The organism is Flavobacterium sp. S87F.05.LMB.W.Kidney.N (assembly GCF_004366435.1).
Taxonomy (GTDB): Bacteria; Bacteroidota; Bacteroidia; order Flavobacteriales; family Flavobacteriaceae; genus Flavobacterium.
The window spans coordinates 548,989-566,450 of the sequence record NZ_SODX01000004.1 but is presented as its reverse complement, the minus strand read 5'-3'; the positions used below and the strand labels follow the sequence as shown (position 1 = coordinate 566,450).

At 32.1% G+C, this 17,462-nt stretch carries 21 protein-coding genes; 15 read left to right on the top strand and 6 right to left on the bottom strand.

The features are described from left to right. Window positions 1-26 precede the first annotated feature (26 nt). Window positions 27-497 carry a hypothetical protein gene (locus EDB96_RS15025; protein WP_134141708.1) on the top strand — a complete coding sequence of 157 codons (471 nt, stop codon included), beginning with the start codon at window positions 27-29 and terminating at the stop codon, window positions 495-497. A 33-nt stretch (window positions 498-530) separates the two neighbouring features. Here EDB96_RS15025 and EDB96_RS15020 read toward each other — a convergent pair whose 3' ends face one another. From EDB96_RS15020 to EDB96_RS15010, 3 genes are read right to left on the bottom strand one after another with little or no spacing between them, the layout of a single operon-like run. After that, a complete protein-coding gene (locus EDB96_RS15020; RefSeq protein WP_057118379.1) occupies window positions 531-1,031 on the bottom strand; it encodes a hypothetical protein in 501 nt (166 codons plus the stop codon). Between the two features lie 58 nt (window positions 1,032-1,089). After that, complete coding sequence (locus tag EDB96_RS15015) at window positions 1,090-1,956, bottom strand: chromate resistance protein ChrB domain-containing protein (protein WP_134141707.1); 867 nt, start codon at window positions 1,954-1,956, stop codon at window positions 1,090-1,092. A 33-nt stretch (window positions 1,957-1,989) separates the two neighbouring features. Beyond that, window positions 1,990-2,373: a hypothetical protein gene (locus tag EDB96_RS15010; RefSeq protein ID WP_134141706.1), complete on the bottom strand. Its 384-nt coding sequence runs from the start codon at window positions 2,371-2,373 to the stop codon at window positions 1,990-1,992. A gap of 233 nt (window positions 2,374-2,606) precedes the next feature. Between EDB96_RS15010 and galA the strand changes: the two genes are divergently transcribed. From galA to EDB96_RS14985, 5 genes are all read left to right on the top strand, one after another. Next, window positions 2,607-5,429, top strand: a complete 2,823-nt coding sequence (gene galA, locus EDB96_RS15005) for a beta-galactosidase GalA (RefSeq protein ID WP_134141704.1) — start codon at window positions 2,607-2,609, stop codon at window positions 5,427-5,429. 186 nt (window positions 5,430-5,615) lie between these two features. Further along, window positions 5,616-6,485, top strand: a complete 870-nt coding sequence (locus EDB96_RS15000) for a helix-turn-helix domain-containing protein (RefSeq protein WP_057118375.1) — start codon at window positions 5,616-5,618, stop codon at window positions 6,483-6,485. A 193-nt stretch (window positions 6,486-6,678) separates the two neighbouring features. Next, window positions 6,679-7,095 carry a cupin domain-containing protein gene (locus EDB96_RS14995; protein ID WP_134141703.1) on the top strand — a complete coding sequence of 139 codons (417 nt, stop codon included), beginning with the start codon at window positions 6,679-6,681 and terminating at the stop codon, window positions 7,093-7,095. Between the two features lie 27 nt (window positions 7,096-7,122). Then, window positions 7,123-7,530 carry a cupin domain-containing protein gene (locus EDB96_RS14990; RefSeq protein WP_134141702.1) on the top strand — a complete coding sequence of 136 codons (408 nt, stop codon included), beginning with the start codon at window positions 7,123-7,125 and terminating at the stop codon, window positions 7,528-7,530. A 153-nt stretch (window positions 7,531-7,683) separates the two neighbouring features. Then, entirely contained in the window at window positions 7,684-8,736 is a 1,053-nt protein-coding gene (locus EDB96_RS14985) for an NAD(P)-dependent alcohol dehydrogenase (RefSeq protein ID WP_134141700.1), read from the top strand. A gap of 150 nt (window positions 8,737-8,886) precedes the next feature. Here EDB96_RS14985 and EDB96_RS14980 read toward each other — a convergent pair whose 3' ends face one another. After that, window positions 8,887-9,474, bottom strand: coding sequence for a DUF4142 domain-containing protein (locus tag EDB96_RS14980; protein WP_057118371.1), 588 nt, complete (start codon window positions 9,472-9,474; stop codon window positions 8,887-8,889). Between the two features lie 154 nt (window positions 9,475-9,628). Here EDB96_RS14980 and EDB96_RS14975 point away from each other — a divergent pair, with 154 nt between their 5' ends. The 5 genes from EDB96_RS14975 (at window position 9,629) to EDB96_RS14955 (ending at window position 13,352) form a co-directional block, all read left to right on the top strand. Then, entirely contained in the window at window positions 9,629-10,678 is a 1,050-nt protein-coding gene (locus EDB96_RS14975) for a hypothetical protein (protein WP_134141699.1), read from the top strand. A gap of 312 nt (window positions 10,679-10,990) precedes the next feature. Further along, entirely contained in the window at window positions 10,991-11,230 is a 240-nt protein-coding gene (locus tag EDB96_RS14970) for a hypothetical protein (protein ID WP_057118369.1), read from the top strand. A 41-nt stretch (window positions 11,231-11,271) separates the two neighbouring features. Further along, on the top strand, window positions 11,272-12,369 hold the full coding sequence (locus tag EDB96_RS14965; RefSeq protein ID WP_134141698.1) for a DNA topoisomerase IB: 1,098 nt from the start codon (window positions 11,272-11,274) through the stop codon (window positions 12,367-12,369). A gap of 80 nt (window positions 12,370-12,449) precedes the next feature. Next, a complete protein-coding gene (locus tag EDB96_RS14960; protein ID WP_082586828.1) occupies window positions 12,450-12,611 on the top strand; it encodes a DUF1328 domain-containing protein in 162 nt (53 codons plus the stop codon). Between the two features lie 93 nt (window positions 12,612-12,704). Continuing rightward, entirely contained in the window at window positions 12,705-13,352 is a 648-nt protein-coding gene (locus EDB96_RS14955; RefSeq protein ID WP_134141697.1) for a DUF5661 family protein, read from the top strand. Between the two features lie 68 nt (window positions 13,353-13,420). Here EDB96_RS14955 and EDB96_RS14950 read toward each other — a convergent pair whose 3' ends face one another. Continuing rightward, window positions 13,421-13,957: a hypothetical protein gene (locus tag EDB96_RS14950; RefSeq protein ID WP_134141695.1), complete on the bottom strand. Its 537-nt coding sequence runs from the start codon at window positions 13,955-13,957 to the stop codon at window positions 13,421-13,423. A 189-nt stretch (window positions 13,958-14,146) separates the two neighbouring features. Between EDB96_RS14950 and EDB96_RS14945 the strand changes: the two genes are divergently transcribed. From EDB96_RS14945 to EDB96_RS14935, 3 genes are all read left to right on the top strand, one after another. Next, window positions 14,147-14,719, top strand: a complete 573-nt coding sequence (locus tag EDB96_RS14945; protein WP_134141694.1) for a ferritin-like domain-containing protein — start codon at window positions 14,147-14,149, stop codon at window positions 14,717-14,719. 67 nt (window positions 14,720-14,786) lie between these two features. Then, window positions 14,787-15,518, top strand: a complete 732-nt coding sequence (locus tag EDB96_RS14940; protein ID WP_134141692.1) for a DNA-formamidopyrimidine glycosylase family protein — start codon at window positions 14,787-14,789, stop codon at window positions 15,516-15,518. Continuing rightward, complete coding sequence (locus EDB96_RS14935) at window positions 15,515-16,228, top strand: DUF72 domain-containing protein (RefSeq protein WP_057118363.1); 714 nt, start codon at window positions 15,515-15,517, stop codon at window positions 16,226-16,228. Before EDB96_RS14940 ends, EDB96_RS14935 begins: the two co-directional genes overlap by 4 nt. 108 nt (window positions 16,229-16,336) lie before the next feature. Here EDB96_RS14935 and EDB96_RS14930 read toward each other — a convergent pair whose 3' ends face one another. After that, entirely contained in the window at window positions 16,337-16,837 is a 501-nt protein-coding gene (locus tag EDB96_RS14930; RefSeq protein ID WP_134141691.1) for a pyridoxamine 5'-phosphate oxidase family protein, read from the bottom strand. Between the two features lie 193 nt (window positions 16,838-17,030). Between EDB96_RS14930 and EDB96_RS14925 the strand changes: the two genes are divergently transcribed. After that, a complete protein-coding gene (locus EDB96_RS14925; RefSeq protein ID WP_134141690.1) occupies window positions 17,031-17,462 on the top strand; it encodes a response regulator in 432 nt (143 codons plus the stop codon).

Genomic DNA, 17,462 nt, shown 5'->3' with positions numbered 1-17,462 from the left:
GCCAATCAAACTTCAAATCGGAATTAATGGAATCAAAATTAAGTATCGCTGAATTCCGAACAAGATTAAAAGACAATACAGAAATTGGTTCTCCAAAAGAACTTTTAGGACAATCGAGAATATTTCCTTTATCTGGACCAATAAAGCCCTTTTATGGATTTTTTGATGATAGAAGTTTTTGTTTAACAGTAAATTCAGCAAAGTCTTCAGCAGTTTTTCTTGTAAAAGGAAACTACGGGAATATTAACAATAGACTTCAAGTAAATTACAATGTTGAACCCATCAGTAAGCTTCATTCCGCTTGGGTGAAATATGCTCCAATTGTTCTGATACTGACAATTAATATATTTTTTCTTTTTTTTGCAAAAGGACTCAGACGTGCCTCTACAATAGTTAATTTGTTTTTACTTTTTATGGCTTTCTATTCCAGATGGAAAGAAGAAAAGAAAAGGAAAAAATTAGAAGAAAAATTTATTCGGATATTTGAAATTAAATAAAACATGTGACGTTTCATTTTTTTTTAGGCGATTTTAAAAAGCAATTCCGAATTGAAAACCAATAGTTAAAGATGCGGGATGATCGTTGCCAAAACGAATAGGAACAGGAATAGCCGCAAAATAACTGCAATTCTCACTTTTTATAATCGTTTTGTTTATTACTGGAGTAATACCATATCGTCCGCTGCTTTCAAAAGCTGCTCTTCCTGCAAATGTATAGCCGTTTCCTAGTGCGACTAAAACACCTGGATGAAATAATAAGTTCGTCACTTTATCACTATTTCCCTGCACTCTAATATTAGGTACAACTTCAAAAGAAAAACCAATTTTCTGATTTTTCCAGATATTAATTCCAGTTGGAAATCCAACAGCATAATAATCTCTAAAATTTACGTTTGTTTGTTCACTGCTAAAGGTCACGATGGGGTGAAGAATTCCAAAATAACCTGTGATTTTTGGATAAGTAGTTTGAGAAAATATATTCAAACTTAAAGCGAATAAAGTGATTGCGAAAAGATGTCTCAATGAAATCATAATAGTTTTATTAATTAAAAAACAAAACTATTGACAATGAAAATCTATAAATAGAACACTATTTACCTTTTGTATCTGGATTACTTTTTAGTGCATTTTTTCTATAAGAAGAAGGGTTTTTTCCAGTTTGTAACTTGAATATTCTGGTGAAATGACTTTGGTCTGAAAATCCAGTCATGTAAGCTATTTCGGTTAAAGTATAAGTTGTATTTTGAATCAGGTTTATGGCTTTTTCAATTCGTAATTTTCGAACATATTCACCGAAATTTAAGTCTTCAAAATACTTAGAAAACTCTCTTGATAAATAAGATGGATTCAATTCTAAATCACTAGAAATTTTCTTTAAGTCAAAAGTAAACTGTGCATCTATTTGATCTTGAATAATATTTTTTAATTCTTTAACCCATGCAGGTGTTTTTTGATTCGATTTTTTCTCAATCAAAAATTTATTATAAACTTCGTGCAGTAAATTTTCGAACGGACTATTTTGCAGATGATTTTGTTTATACAGATATTTCGCCCAGCTGTATAGAGCATCGTAAAGTTTTAATCCAGTTTGGAGTAATTCAATATCATTAGTAATGTTATGCGAAAGTCCAGCTGAAATTGCCCAAAGTCCAGCTGCTTCTTTAGCAAGATCGTGACGATCTGTATCGGCGCCACGAACAATTTTTGCCATAATTAAAACCGCTGGATCAGCAATTTTATACTTTTTTATAATATAATCAAAAGTACATTCTTCATTATAATGCGTGAATTCTACATTCGGGATATCAAACGGAATGGCGTTTATTTCTTTTGCTTTATGCAAAACTTGATCAAACGGGACATAGATAAACTCGGCTTCTGAATCAACAAAATTCAAGATCAGCCAAGGACAGGCAATTCGGTCAATTTTAGGTCTTTCCCTAGTGATCCATTTCATTTAAAAAGTATAAAGCATTATTTTATAAAACAATTAATTTAGTCTGTCCATATGATGCCTCACTCCGCCATAATTCGTTTTCAAAAATTCTCTAATTTGAAATTGTGTCTTGTTACGCGTAACATTTTTCCATTCATTAAAATCAAAAATATGAATTTCGCGTGCATTCGGATTGGTAACAAAAGAAAGTCTTGAAATAGAATATTTATAATATTTTAGTTCGTGCGAAATATGTCTGTCTGGCACAACAACCAATATAGTTTCCCATTTTAGAAAATCCTTTGGTACGTCAGCTCTTTCAGTTAATCCAAGTGCATCAAAAAAAGCAATTATCTTTTGATCATTTAATTTATCTATCTTCTGATCGATGTTTTTAATGGTACTATGCAGCAATTTTTCATCTTTAATAACACTCATAATAGTACAGTTTTTATTGAATTCAAATATAAAATTACATCAAAAGAGAGAAATTTAACAGAGTAATGTCAATAGAATGATTCTAAATTTTTATGATCTACTTTTTAAGTAGAGTTAATTATCTGTAAGTAATTATAAACGATTATATTTTGATAAAATACTATTATTTTAATCGCTTTAAAAAGAATATTTTTATAGCTATTTGCTAACCATTCTTACTAACCACATTATTTATGAAAACTATTTCTATAAGAGGAATCCTGATTTATTGTATGTTTTTAATCTCTTTTCATGCTTTGGCACAAAATAAAACAGGAAGGGAATTAATTTTAATAGATAAAGAATGGAAGTTTTCGTTTGGACATTTATACGATACAAAAAAAGATTTCGGACATGCAGAAGGCTACTTTTCCTATTTAACCAAAACAGGATTTGGCGATGGTCCTGCTGCAAAAGATTTTGATGATCGTGCTTGGAGAAAACTTGATTTACCACACGATTGGGCGGTAGAACAATCCTTTAGCGAAAGTGCCAGTTTCAGTCACGGATTTAAAGCAGCGGGTAAAAACTTTCCCGACAAAAGTATCGGCTGGTACAGGAAAAAAATAACCATTCCAAATGAGGATCTTGGAAAAGTAATTTCATTAAAATTTGACGGTGTTTTTAGAAATTCAAAAGTATTTTTCAACGGGTTTTATTTAGGAACGGAACAAAGCGGTTACAATGGTTTTGAGTATGATGTAACGGCTTATGTTAATTATGGTGGAGAGAATACGATTGTGGTTCGAGCAGATGCTTCGATGGAAGAAGGCTGGTTTTATGAAGGTGCAGGGATCTATAGACACGTTTATCTGCAGAAAACAAATCCGATTCATGTTCTTACAAACGGAACTTATGTAACTTCTGAACTCAAAAATAGCGATGCCTCAGTTACTGCTGATGTAACAATTGAAAATAAAGGAAATTATAAAGGATCAATTGAGATTTCTCAAACCATTTTTAATAAAGAAAATAAACAGGCTGCTACTTTTTCTGAAACTATATTAGCTCCTGAATTTTATAAAACAATCACACATAGCACAAAACTTCATGTCGAAAATCCGCTTTTGTGGGATATTGATTCTCCCAATTTATATCGTTTGGTAACTCAAATCAAACAAGATGGAAAAATTATAGATAGTTATGAAACGCCTTTTGGAATCAGAACTATTGAATTTAATGCAGAAAGTGGATTTTTCTTAAATGGAAAACCATTAAAATTAAAAGGAACAAACAATCATCAAGATCATGCGGGAATAGGGACGGCGCTTCCAGATGAAATTCAGTATTATAGAATTAAAAAACTGAAAGAAATGGGATCTAATGCGTATCGTTGTTCGCATCATCTGCCAACTCCCGAATTACTGAAAGCTTGTGACGAATTGGGAATGCTGGTTATTGATGAAACTCGTTTAATGGGAATCAACGATTATCATTTGAATGATTTGCAGCGAATGATCGAACGTGACCGCAATCATCCGAGTATTTTTTGCTGGTCGGTTGGAAATGAAGAATGGAATATTGAAGGCGGTATAGTTGGGGAAAGAATAACAAATGTGATGCAGGATTTTGCCAAAAGCATCGATCCTACAAGACCTGTGACAGTGGGAATTAGCAGCGGTTTTAAAAGCGGTATTTCTTCTGTAGTAGAAATTATGGGATATAATTATCTCGGAAATGGAGATATTGACGGACACAGAAATCAGTTTAAGCAGCAGTCTGGAATGGGTACAGAGGAAGGTTCGACTTTTGCAACCCGAGGAATTTATTTTACAGATGATGCTAAACACTATCAAAGTGCTTACGATAAAAAACCGCGTCCGACTTTTTACAGTATTGAAGAAGGCTGGAAATTTTATGCCGAGCGACCTTATTTGGCTGGAGTATTTTTTTGGACGGGTTTTGATTACCGCGGAGAACCAACACCTTATGGCTGGCCGTCTGTAACTTCGTATTTCGGAATGATGGATGTCTGCGGTTTTCCAAAAGACAATGTTTTTTATCTGAAATCATGGTGGGGAAAAGAACCTGTTTTACATCTACTACCGCATTGGAATTGGACTGGGATGGAAGGAAAAGAAATTGATGTCTGGGCATATTCAAATTGCGATGAAGTAGAACTTTTTCTAAACAAAAAAAGTCTCGGCAAAAAGAAAATGGAGCAAAACGGACACTTAGAATGGAAGGTAAAATACATTCCCGGAACTCTAGAAGCAATTGGTTATAAAAACGGAAAAAAAATAATAACTGAAATTCAAAAAACTACTGGGAAGGCAGAAAATGTAAAATTGTCTTTAGATAAGGAAAACGTTTTGAAAGGAAATGTATCTGTTGTAACTGTTGAAGTTACAGATAAAAACGGCTTACATATTCCAACAGCAAATGATGAAATCAGCTTTTCTATAAAAGGTGGTAAAATTTTGGGTGTAGGAAACGGCGATCCCACTTCTTTAGAAAGCGATCAATTTATTGATGACATTTCTTTTTCTGCAATAACTAATTTTATGGAACAGAAAGGTGAAAGTTCATCTCTTCCTAAGCAAATGACCAACTATGACGAAAGTAAATGGACAGAAGCTTTTAAAGAACGTGATTATAAAAAACAGGCACCATCGTATATATATAAAGGAGAATTTGAATTGAAAAATAATGCATCTACAAATGTTGTGAGTTTCTTTTACAAGAAAATAGGAGTAGAGACAGTAGTTTTTATTAATGGAAAAAAAGTACAACCTAGCTCAGAAGATCCTCAAAAATATATTTTGAATACAGCTATTTTGAAAGAAGGAAAAAACACAATCCATATTGCTGTAACACCGTTACAAAAAGTAAAAGACTGGGACGTTATGAACACAGATCCTGGAATTATTCAAGTAATTACGCCAGCAGCATCTTGGAAAAGAAAGCTTTTCAACGGATATGCACAAATTATTATCCAGAAAGCCGAAAATGCAAAAGAAGTTGTTTTAACCGCTTCCGCGAAAGATTTACGAGCAGGGAGTTTGAATCTAAAATAAATTCTCTCGCAGATTTTGGAGATTGGCAGATATCAAAAAAATAATTGTAATCTCTTGAATCTGCAAAATCTGCGAGCAAAAAAAACTTAGCGAAACTCTGCATAAATTTTTAAACTTGAAATAAAGAAACCTGAAACCTGAAACAAAATAAATAAAAATATTGTTTGATTTTCATAACTTTGCAAAATGAATAATCAGACAGAAACTCAGAATTGCGATTTTACTTCAGATTTAAAACTAAAAGGTTTTAAAGTATATCAGATAAATGGAGATCAAAGTAAAATTCCCGTTTACAGTCGCAGGGATTTTTATAAAATCTGTATCAATACTAGTAAAAGTATCATACAATACGCTGACCGCGGTATAGAAACCGACGGAACAATTCTGTTTTTTGGAAATCCGATTATTCCATATTCATGGGAAACAGTTTCAGAGGGATATGAAGGTTACGCCTGCGTTTTTACAGAAGAATTTTTGAAAGCAAAAGACCGCTCAGAGACACTACACGAATCACCGTTATTTAAAATAGGAGGAACACCAATTTTTTCTTTAAATGCTGAACAAAAGCTTTTTATAGATTCTTTATTCCAAAAAATGATCAAAGAATATGAAACCGATTATGTTTTTAAAGACGATTTGATGCGCAGTTATATCAATTTGATTATTCACGAATCGATGAAAATGCAGCCTTCAGATAATTTCTTTAAACATAAAAATGCTTCTTCCAGAATTACCTCTTTGTTTTTAGAATTATTAGAAAGACAATTTCCTATAGAAACTAAAAACGAACCTTTAGCATTAAAAACACCGCAGGATTATGCGCAAAGCCTTGCTGTGCATGTTAATCATTTAAATCGTTCGGTAAAAGAAGTTACAGGAAAACCTACAACAGCTCATATTACCGAAAGAATTATAAACGAAGCAAAGGCATTATTACAGCATACGGACTGGAGTATTTCGGACATTGGCTACTCGCTGGGATTTGAATATCCGAGTTATTTTAATAATTACTTTAAAAGGCTTACAGGAACAGTTCCGAAATCTCTTCGAATGTAAATTGTTTCAATTTCATAATTTTTTGTTTGAATATTGTTATTTTCAAAAAGCATTGTTATCCTAATTTTGCCCTTGAAAATAACAGTATTAATCATTTATCAGTTTTAACGACTAAATAAATACTTCATAAAGCGCCTTCTAGCTTTCCAAAATTTAGTTTCCTGATTCTGATAATTCCAAAACAAAGAAATTTATGAAAACATCAGATAATCAATATAATGACGCCATTTTCCCTAAGGGAGATTTAGCACCTTCAGAATATTTTACAGGAAAAGCATGGGTTAAAATGCTCGTTCCAAACGATGAAGTTTTAAATACTGCCGTTGGAAATGTTGTCTTTGAAGCCGGTGCAAGAAACAATTGGCACACACATCCCGGCGGACAAATTCTTATTGTAACACACGGAACAGGATATTATCAGGAAATTGGAAAACCAATTCAGTTATTACAGGTTGGAGACGTTGTAAACATTCAGCCCGAAATAAAACACTGGCACGGCGCGTCTCCCGAAAGTGAATTTACACATATCGCCATCAGTACCAATACAGCAAAAGGAATTGTAGACTGGCTGGAACCCGTTACAGATGAAGAATATAACAGTTATCAATAAAATTAATCTCAAAAAATAACTAAATTTATGTCAACAAATTATTCAGCCGTTATCGAAGAAGGAAAAGTCCCTAGCACATATATGACGGGTGACGTTTCCTATAAAAAACAGAGCAGTGATATTCATCCTGAAAATACTGTTATTAAGGAAGTTACTTTTGAGCCTTGTGCTAGAAGTAATTGGCATAGTAATGCAGGTCTGCATATGCTAATTGCAAAAGAAGGAGCAGGTTATTATCAAGAAAGAGGAAGTGCCGTTCGTAAACTTCAAAAAGACGAAGTAGTTACAATTTTACCAGGAGTAGAACATTGGTACGGAGCAACTCCGTTTGAAAAGTTCTCTTATGTTGCGATTATCACAGAAGTGGATAAAGGCCACGGAGTATGGTTAGAAAAAGTAACTGATGGAGAGTATTTTCTATTAAGCAGTCACTAGGTTAAGGGGCTAAGGTTCTGAGATACTGAGAGTCTAAGTTTTTTATCTTAATAAAGAAAATTTCCCTTGTGTACTTTGCGTAAATCTTAGCGCTCTTTGCGTGTAAACCTGAAACCTGAAACTTCAAACTTGAAACAAAACAAACAAAAAAATATGGGAACAAAAAACATAAAAGCCTTTGGTACCGAAGCAGCCGAAGCACCATTGCATACACTTGATATTAAACGCCGTGAAGTACTTGCCCACGATGTAGAAATTGAAATTTTATACTGCGGAATCTGTCATTCAGACTTACATTCTGCTAGAAACGAATGGCACGGAACTATTTATCCAATTGTTCCAGGTCACGAAATTGTTGGTCGTGTAACTAAGGTTGGTGATCACGTAAAGAATTTTAAAGTTGGACAATTAGCTGGAGTTGGTTGTATGGTTGATTCTTGCAGAGAATGCGAACATTGTAAAGAAGGTTTAGAGCAATTTTGCGACCCAGGAAATACATTGACTTTTAATTCTCCTGACGTTCATTTAGGCGGACAAACTTTTGGAGGTTATTCTCAAAGTATTGTTGTTGATGAAAATTATGTATTGCATATTTCAGATAAATTAGATCTTGCTGGAGTTGCACCTTTACTATGCGCTGGAATCACAACTTATTCTCCCTTAAAACATTGGAAAGTTGGTCCAGGCCAAAAAGTAGGAATCGTTGGAATTGGAGGTTTAGGACATATGGGAATCAAATTGGCAAAAGCTATGGGCGCTCATGTGGTTGTTTTCACTACTTCATTATCTAAAACAGAAGATGCAAAACGTCTTGGAGCAGATGAGGTTGTTTTATCAACAGACGAAGAACAAATGGCACAACATGCTAAAAGCTTAAACTTTATTCTAGACTGCGTTTCTGCAGAACATAATATCGATGCTTACTTAAATTTACTTAAAGTTGACGGAACGCTTACTTTGGTTGGTGCGCCTATGGAGCCGCTTCCTGTAACTTCTTTCAGTCTTCTTTTAGGAAGAAGAAGCTTCGCAGGTTCAAATATTGGCGGTATCGCTGAAACTCAGGAAATGCTTGATTTCTGTGCAGAACATAATATTACTGCAGATATCGAATTAATTGGTGTAAACGAAGTAAATGACGCTTACGAAAGATTATTAAAAGGAGATATCAAATATCGTTTTGTGATTGATATGGCTTCTTTAAAATAAATAAGTTACTAAGATTCTAAGGCGCTAAGTTTTTTTCTTAGAACCTTAGAATCTTAGTCTCTTAGCAACTTAAATAAAATGCAAAACCCCTTAAGCAATTCAACTCTTAAGGGGTTTCTTAAAAATAAATAATAACCAATTAAATTTATTTTACTTTTTGTCTAGGTTTTGTTTCAACAATTTAGCATGTTCTAAATGTGCAGTTAAACCCGCAATATTGTTTGATGCCCAAGTTTTTACGTCTTCGTCGTGAGCATCTTTAGTAGCGTCTTGAAGTTTTTTAATCGCTTTTTCGTGACCATCGATCATCATGTCTGCGAATTTTTTGTCAAAGTCAACTCCTGTTTTTTCATTCAATTTATTGTATTCTTCTTGACCTTCTTCAGTCAAAGAAGTTGGTAATGTAAAGTTTTTAGCTTTTGCTAATGCACTTACTTCAGAAGCAGATTTAGTGTGCTCATCAACAAGCATTTTACCAAATTTTTTCACTTCTGCGTTAGTACTTTTAGTTTGTGCCAGTTTACCTATTTCGATTTCAGCTAGATTAATTTCCGCTTGATCTACTAAGAACTCAGAATCATCTTCTTTGCTGTCAATAGAATCAAATTTAGCCTCGTTTGCATCTTCAGCAACTTCTTTTGGATCTTCTTGTTTGGTTTCGTTTTTACAAGATTGAAGGAATAAAATAATTAATCCTGCTCCTAAAATGGCTTTTCCGGCTAATAGTAACTTTTTCATGATTTTAATAGTTTAATGTTATAATGTAAAATTATTGAGAAGTTACAGCAATGTCTTACAGGATTTTTAGAGATTGTTATATGATTTAAACCTAAAAATTTTCGTACCAAAATTTGGAATTTGTATGTTTGTCATTTTTCTAATAAAATTTAATATGAACATATTCAAAAGAATTTTCGGAACTACTAAAAATGAAGCTAATCTTCAGACGGATTCATCTGACGGAATTACAAATAAAGAGTCTTTGCAGTCAGTAAATCAATTTTTAAGTAAAAGTAATTTGGAACATAATACTCCTGAATTATTTAAACATGAATTATATGATTCATTAAATAGATATTATTCAACTCCAGATTTTAATCCTCACTTAAATTTGACAGACGAAAATGGAGTAACTTACAAAGAACATGAGGCGTTCAATAGCACCTTTGAAGAATGGAAAGAAATTAGATCTGTTTGGGATAGAAGAAGTGTATTATTTTCTCTTTGGGATACTTCAGAAATAACTAAAATTGGTAAGTGGCAAATTATAGAAAGATTCGTAAAAGATAGATACGGAATTAAAGGTATTAATTTTCATGAAAATCATATACAAAAAGAAGATTTTGAAAATATTAGATTAATGGTTTCATTATCTAAACTTTATCGAGTTATGGATTCTTATGAAAATTCTTTAAAATATATAAAATATGCGTATGAGGCAAGACCGGATATAGATATAATAAAAGTTGAATATGCCACAGTTTTACATTTATCAGATAAGGAAGAAGATAAAGTTAAGTCACATAATTTAATGAATGAAGTTATTGAGAATAAAATAAAGAATAGCGATGCTAAGGAAATTCCGCTTTTAAATTATTTCGTATTTTCAAAAGATTATATTGACTCTTCTGTATTTGCTACAATATATCTTAATATTGGGAATTGTGATCTGGAGACTTGGGATAATCTAGCAGAAGAATATTATTGGTGTCCAAATTTTAGATATGAACATGCCGTTTTCTTAAGTAAAGCAGGAGAATCATTTAGAGCAATTGCAAAATTAAATTCTTTAGCAAATGAGTTTCCTTGGTTTGCTAAGGGAGTATTAGCAAATATTGATGCGATAAAACAATTTAGAGATTTAAACGGTGATCCTAGTTTTATGAGTGAAGAGATGAATCAAATGAAAAAATATCTTTCAATGATAAAAAATAATCGTTAGTGATCAATAAACTATATTTTTTTAATTTTTGTGAGTTTATCATAATATGAAGAAAAATATAGTTTCTTGTTTTAAAACCTGAATTAATAGTGGCAATTAAAAAACTAAATCCCAATTCTCCAAGAATTGGGATTTTTTTTTTGAAAATTAAATCAAATCCAACAATTAACAGCTTATAATTAATAATTCACAATTATCCATAACCTTAATTATGAAATTTCTAACGAAAATTCTATAACGAATTTCTTTCACTTTTAAAAGAACTTTGAATTATGAGATTTAGAAAATGTTAAACCTTAAAAATATATAGTCATGCCAGATCCAAGAATTAAAAATGAAGAACAATATGAGGCGCTTGTAAAAAAGGGATATAGCAAAGAAAAATCTGCTAGAATTGCCAATACGCCTCATGCAGGAAAAAAAGGCGGAGAAGCGAAACCTTATGAAGAATGGACGAAAGAAGAACTTCAAAAACAAGCCAGCAAAGTTGGTATAGAAGGAAGATCTTATATGAATAAAAAAAGTCTGATTGATTCTTTAAGAAATAACTAAAAATTGATTAAAACTATCCCAGTGATAAATAATTAAATACCATGAATGCAGCGGCCAAAAAAGAAGTTTTAATGAATCAGTTAATTAAGACTCCACATTTAGTGATTGAAAAATTAGATTTGGAATATATTAATGATCATCAGCTGACAATTGTTCGATGTCGCGAAGGAGAAAATTTCGTTTATAAAAAAAATGGAAGATCTCTAAAAAATAAAAACGAAATAAAAAGAATTAATAGTTTGGTGCTTCCGCCGGCATGGGAAAATGTTCGAATTACAGATGTTACAAACGGACATTTACAGGCTGTTGGAATAGACCTTAAAAATAGAAAGCAATATCGCTATCATCCAAAATGGAATCTGCTTAGAAACCAGACCAAATTTTACAAAATTGCTGAGTTTGGAGCTAAACTTCCAGCTATTAGAAAACAAGTTGATATTGATTTAGAAAATAAAGAATGGTCGAAAGAAAAAGTTATTGCTTTGGTTATTCGTTTGATGGAAGAGACTCATATTAGAATTGGAAATGAAAAATATGCCAAAGACAATAAATCATACGGACTTTCAACTTTAAGAAAACGTCATATTAACATCAATAGAAATTCGCTTCGATTTGAATTTGTCGGCAAAAAAGGCAAGCAGCATACGATTACAACCAGAAACAAACAATTGATAAAACTGGTAAGCCGATGCGAAGAAATTCCAGGCTGGGAAGTTTTTAAATATTACGATAAAAACGGAGAAAGAAAAGTACTTGACAGCCATATGGTAAACGAATATCTGCATAATATTTCAGGTGAATATTTTAGTGCAAAAGACTTTAGAACATGGGCAGCGTCAATTATTTTCTTTGAAAGCTTAATGGAAATTGGAGTTACTTCTGATGAAAAAGAAGCTAAAAAAAATGTGGTTACCGCATTTGATTTAACGGCAGAAGCATTAGGAAACACTAGAAAAGTCTGTAAAGATTATTACGTTCATCCGCTTTTAATTTCGACTTATGAAGACGGTTCAATTCAAAAATATTTTGATTTAGCTAAAAAAAGCCGAAGTACGAGAAAGTATTTTACGAAATCAGAAATTGCATTTTCTGAGTTAATCCAAAATTATGAGATTAATTTAGAATCGTCGTGCAGTTAAAAAATAGAGTTTCAGCATCTCTTAAAAGCTGAAAAGTTTGAAAAACAAACAAAATCATTATTAACTAAAAAACTATTATTATGTTACGTTGGACAGTCACATTTATTATTCTAGCCATAGTGGCGGGAATATTTGGTTTTGGTGGAATCGCCGCTGGAGCCGCAAGTATCGCTAAAATTTTATTCTTTATATTTTTAGTCTTATTCGTTATTTCATTAATCAGCGGAAGAACGAGAGTTTAATAAAAATATCAGTAAATAAAAGAACAAAAAAACGACACAGTTATTTTTATAATGTGTCGTTTTTTGCAGTTTCAATAAAAAAAAATAACAGTCATGGGAACAAAAAGCGGTGCTTACCAAGATGTCTTCATTAAAAGAGATGACGAAATGGTGAGCTTGAAAAATGATGTTACAGATTTTTGTGAAAAATATATAAAACCGGTTCATCCTGAAAATTGGGATTGGTCGGTTCGAGATTTTGATAATCCGGAAAATGATCCTACGGTTGCAGAGGCCAGAGCAATTGCAAATGTAGTTTATAAAGATTTAAGTGACAGCACACAAACTGACGTAGATCTTTCGACTATGAATAATGTGCATGCTATAAAAGCCTATTTGGATCCGAATAGCAAACACGAAGCTTTTAACATGGAAGAATTTGCTTTTGCCTTAAAAGTAGAATTGGAACATGGCAAAATTAAAGATGTCAATGTTACCAATAATCATCCTTTTTTAACGGCCATGATTGCACTTGCACACATGACCGAAAGTCTCACTTATTACAAAAGATTAAAAGTGATGGAAGCAGAGGGAGAAATCTATGAAATCTTAAGAAAATTGGAACATTCGACAATTGAAAAAGAAAAATGGTATAAAGAATTGGGTAAAGCTGAAGAAGAACTCAATGAAGCAAGAGCTGGACTAGCAGAACGTCTGGCTAAAATGGATGATATTCCAGTATTGAAAATTATTGGAGATTAGTTGAATTTTAAACTCAAAAAAAACCGTTAAGTAATTAACGGTTTTTTATTTTTTAGAAGCAGAGAAATTTACAATCGGCGTGGATCGTTTTGCGGATATTCTGGTTCTTCTTCCTGAACATCATCTTCAATATAATCGTTGTCTTCATCGTCTTCGTCTTCGTCGTCAATATCTTCCAAATCGTCTTCGGTTTCATTAAAGTCGTTTTCAAAAGTATCGGCAGGATTATCGAATTCGTCATTTTCTACTTCTTCATCAAGATCTTCTTCAACATATTCGTCCTCATCTTCTTCATCTTCTAAATCATTTTCATCTTCTAAAACAACTTCAAAGACATCGTCATTGTCTTCAAGATCTCTATCGGTATGAAAATCATCATTAAGATCATCTAAATCGTCATCATATGCTTGATCTGGATTTGGTCGGTCTGGATTATATCCATCTCTAACTGTATAACCGCGTTCTGCATCTTCTGCTCGGCTTTTCTGAGTTTCTTTTGTATTTAAGTCATAAAGTTCCTCATTCATTACAGTATTTCTGTCTGAACTATTTGGATTTCCTGGATCTCTAGGAAAAGTACCGTTTGTTTTATCTGTAGTATTCATGATATTTAATTTTAGTAATTTATATATACAAATCTAACCCCTAATGCTCTGCCGTATTTTATAGGATTATTTAATGTAATTGCATAATTAACAGATGCTTAGAATGAAATTTATATTTAAAATAGTATAACCAGTCTGATTCTGCAGGCAGTACTTTTATGATGTTATTAATTATAAAAAATCATTACCATGAAAACTACAGATAGTAAAAACAATACGTCTAAAAAAGAGACAATCGAAAGAGGAGTAACAAAACCAAAATCAAACGCAGCTTCTGGATTAACTGAATTATTTGAAGACAGTTTAAAAGACATTTATTGGGCTGAAAAAGCTTTAACTAAAGCCTTGCCAGTTATGCTTAAAAATGCATCGTCTGTTGAATTGAAATATGCTCTTGACAACCATTTAACAGAGACAGAAGAACAAATTTCACGTTTAGAAGAAGTTTTTAAAATTATAGGTAAAAAAGCCACAGCAAAAAAATGCGACGCGATGGAAGGTTTGATCGAAGAAGCAAAAGGATTGCTTGAAGAAACCGAAATTGGAGTAGTGCGAGATGCGGCAATTATTGCTGCAAGTCAAAAAATTGAGCATTACGAAATTGCAACTTATGGTACTTTAAGACAGTTTGCAGAAACACTTGGTCTGCCAGAAGCGGCAACTTTGCTGGAACAAACTCTTGATGAAGAAAAAGGTGCAGATAAAATACTAACGGAAGTTGCTGTAAATGCTGTAAATCTTGAAGCAGCAGAAATTGAATAAGCCACAAGAATGTACTCAAAGTGCAGTTTTCGGACTGCACTTTTTAGTTTAATTAAAAATAAATTTTATGCCCGAAGGTCCGTCTATAGTAATTTTAAAAGAAGAGGTACAGCAATTTACAGGAAAAAAAGTAATTTCTGTTTCTGGAAATACCAGTATAGATATTTCTCGCCTAAAGGATAAAACCATTCATGATTTTAAAACTTGGGGAAAGCATTTTTTAATATGTTTTGACTCTTTTACGGTCAAGATTCATTTACTGATGTTCGGAACATACAGAATAAACGAACGTAAAATATCACAACCGAGATTGAGTTTAGGTTTTGATGATGGTGAAATAAATTTTTATACCTGTTCCGTAAAAATATTAGAAGGAAATATCAACTCTCATTACGATTGGAGTGTAGATGTGATGAATGATGACTGGAATCCGAAGAAGGCACAAATTAGTCTAGAAAAAATGTCAGACAAAATGATCTGCGATGTTATTCTAGACCAAGACATTTTTTCTGGAGTTGGTAATATTATAAAAAATGAAGTTTTATATCGCTGCTACATTCATCCAGAATCAATTGTTGGAAAAATTCCACCAGAAGAAATGAGTCAGATTATTGCTGAATGCTCAACATACAGCTTTGAATTTTTATACTGGAAAAAGAAATTTGAGCTCAAAAAACATTGGGAAGCTTATACAAAATCAGTTTGTTTAAGATGTAATCTTCCATTTCATAAAAAACAGACAGGAGAACGAAAACGAAGAAGTTTTTTCTGCACTAATTGTCAAAAAAAATATACATGAAAAATAAAGTATTAATAGGATGTTCCAGTTTTTATAACAGCTTTTGGAAGAACATTTTTTATCCGCAAAATCTGCCATCCAAAAATTGGTTTGATTTTTATTGCCAGCATTTTAACACATACGAATTTAATGGTAGTTTTTATAAATTTCCTACTCTTAGAATTTTTCAAAACTGGTACGATAAAACCCCAGAATCTTTTTTGTTTTCTATTAAAGTTCCAAAAGAAATTACGCACATCAAAAAGTTACAGGATTGTGAAGGTCTTTTAAATGATTTTTACAATGTTTGTAAATCTGGTATGAAAGAGAAACTCGCTGTTATTTTATTCCAATTTCCTCCCAGTTATGCTTATAGCAAAGAGAAATTAGAAAATATAATAGGCAGTCTAAATTATGAATTTGAAAATGTGATCGAATTTCGTCACGAAAGCTGGTGGAATGAAGAAGTATGGAATTCGTTCAAAGAAAACAAAATTACGTTTTGCAGCGTTAGTCATCCGGATCTTCCTAAAACAATTTTCAAGGATTTTCCATTGGTTTATGTACGATTTCATGGTGTTCCTAAAATGTTTTATTCCAGTTATTCGACAGAAGAATTAGAAGCAGTAAGCAATAAATTAGATTCGAAAAAAGGATTTGTTTATTTTAATAATACTGCGAGTGAAGCAGGTATATTAAATGCATTAGAATTAAAACGAATGAATACTTAGATATTAATTATAAAAAAATTAGCCACAGAGTAAAGAATCATAGATTTTGAAATCATAGTAATCTTTGCTCTGTGGCTAAATTTTTTTTGTATGAAATAGAATAGAAAACTATAGTTTCAAAGTTCCTTCAATTCCATCATCCATTGTTTTTCCAGTTACAAATGCGGCAGTCATTTTAGCAATAGCTACGATTTTACCGTTTTTATTGTTCCAGTAATATCCATCTTCAGGAACTACTTTAATTACACTTAAATTCGGATCATCTTCGCCGCCTGGCATCCAAACTTTAACAATTGGGTCGTACAATTCTTTAATAGTTTCTCTATCATACTGGATAGTTGCTGTTCCATGAAGGGTTAAAAACTTGTCATGCGGTTCAGCAAAAAATAATTCCACCATTGGATTTAAAGAAATTTCAGCATTATGACTGCTGTTTCTATCTGATAAAAACCAAAGGTTTCCTAAATCATCAATTTTTTGAACAGACATAGGTCTCGACTGCAGTCGGTATTCATTGTAAGTACAAAACATACATGTTTTAATATTCTCTGCAAGATCTTTTATTTTATCTACTGCAAATTCATCTGTAAGGTCTTTATGATCGCCCATAACGTTATATTTTAAGTTTGTATTTGTTTAATTTCATACTAGTAAAATTGGTTATTTTTATCTTTTTAGGCTTATATAATTAAACTTATAAATTATGAGATTTCAATTTATATTTTTGTAAGAATAAATACTCATATTGATTGTTTTGCAAAAATGCTTTATATTTGAGTATTAAAATCATACTCGAAAAATAATGACAAACTATACTATCTTTTATGCTGATGATGACGAAGATGATTTAAGTATTTTTGCTGATGCAGTAGAGTCAATAAATCAAAAAATCACACTTCAGACTTATACTGGAGGAGAAAAATTATTGGATGCTATTTTTAATCCGCCGCCAACACCGCACGTTGTTTTTCTGGATTTAAATATGCCTGGAAAAAACGGTTTTGAAGTTTTAGAAGAAATTAGAAGTTCCGAGGATAAAAAAGATATCCCAGTAGTAATTTATTCTACATCAAGTGAGCCCAGCATTATCGAGAAATGCCGAAATCTTGGAGCGAATTGTTTTATAACCAAGCCCGTTTTAATGAGTGATATTATAAAATCAATAGAGCACGCGATAAGTATAAATTGGAAGCAGTTTGTGCCAAATAAAAGCAATTTTGTTTTCAAATATTGA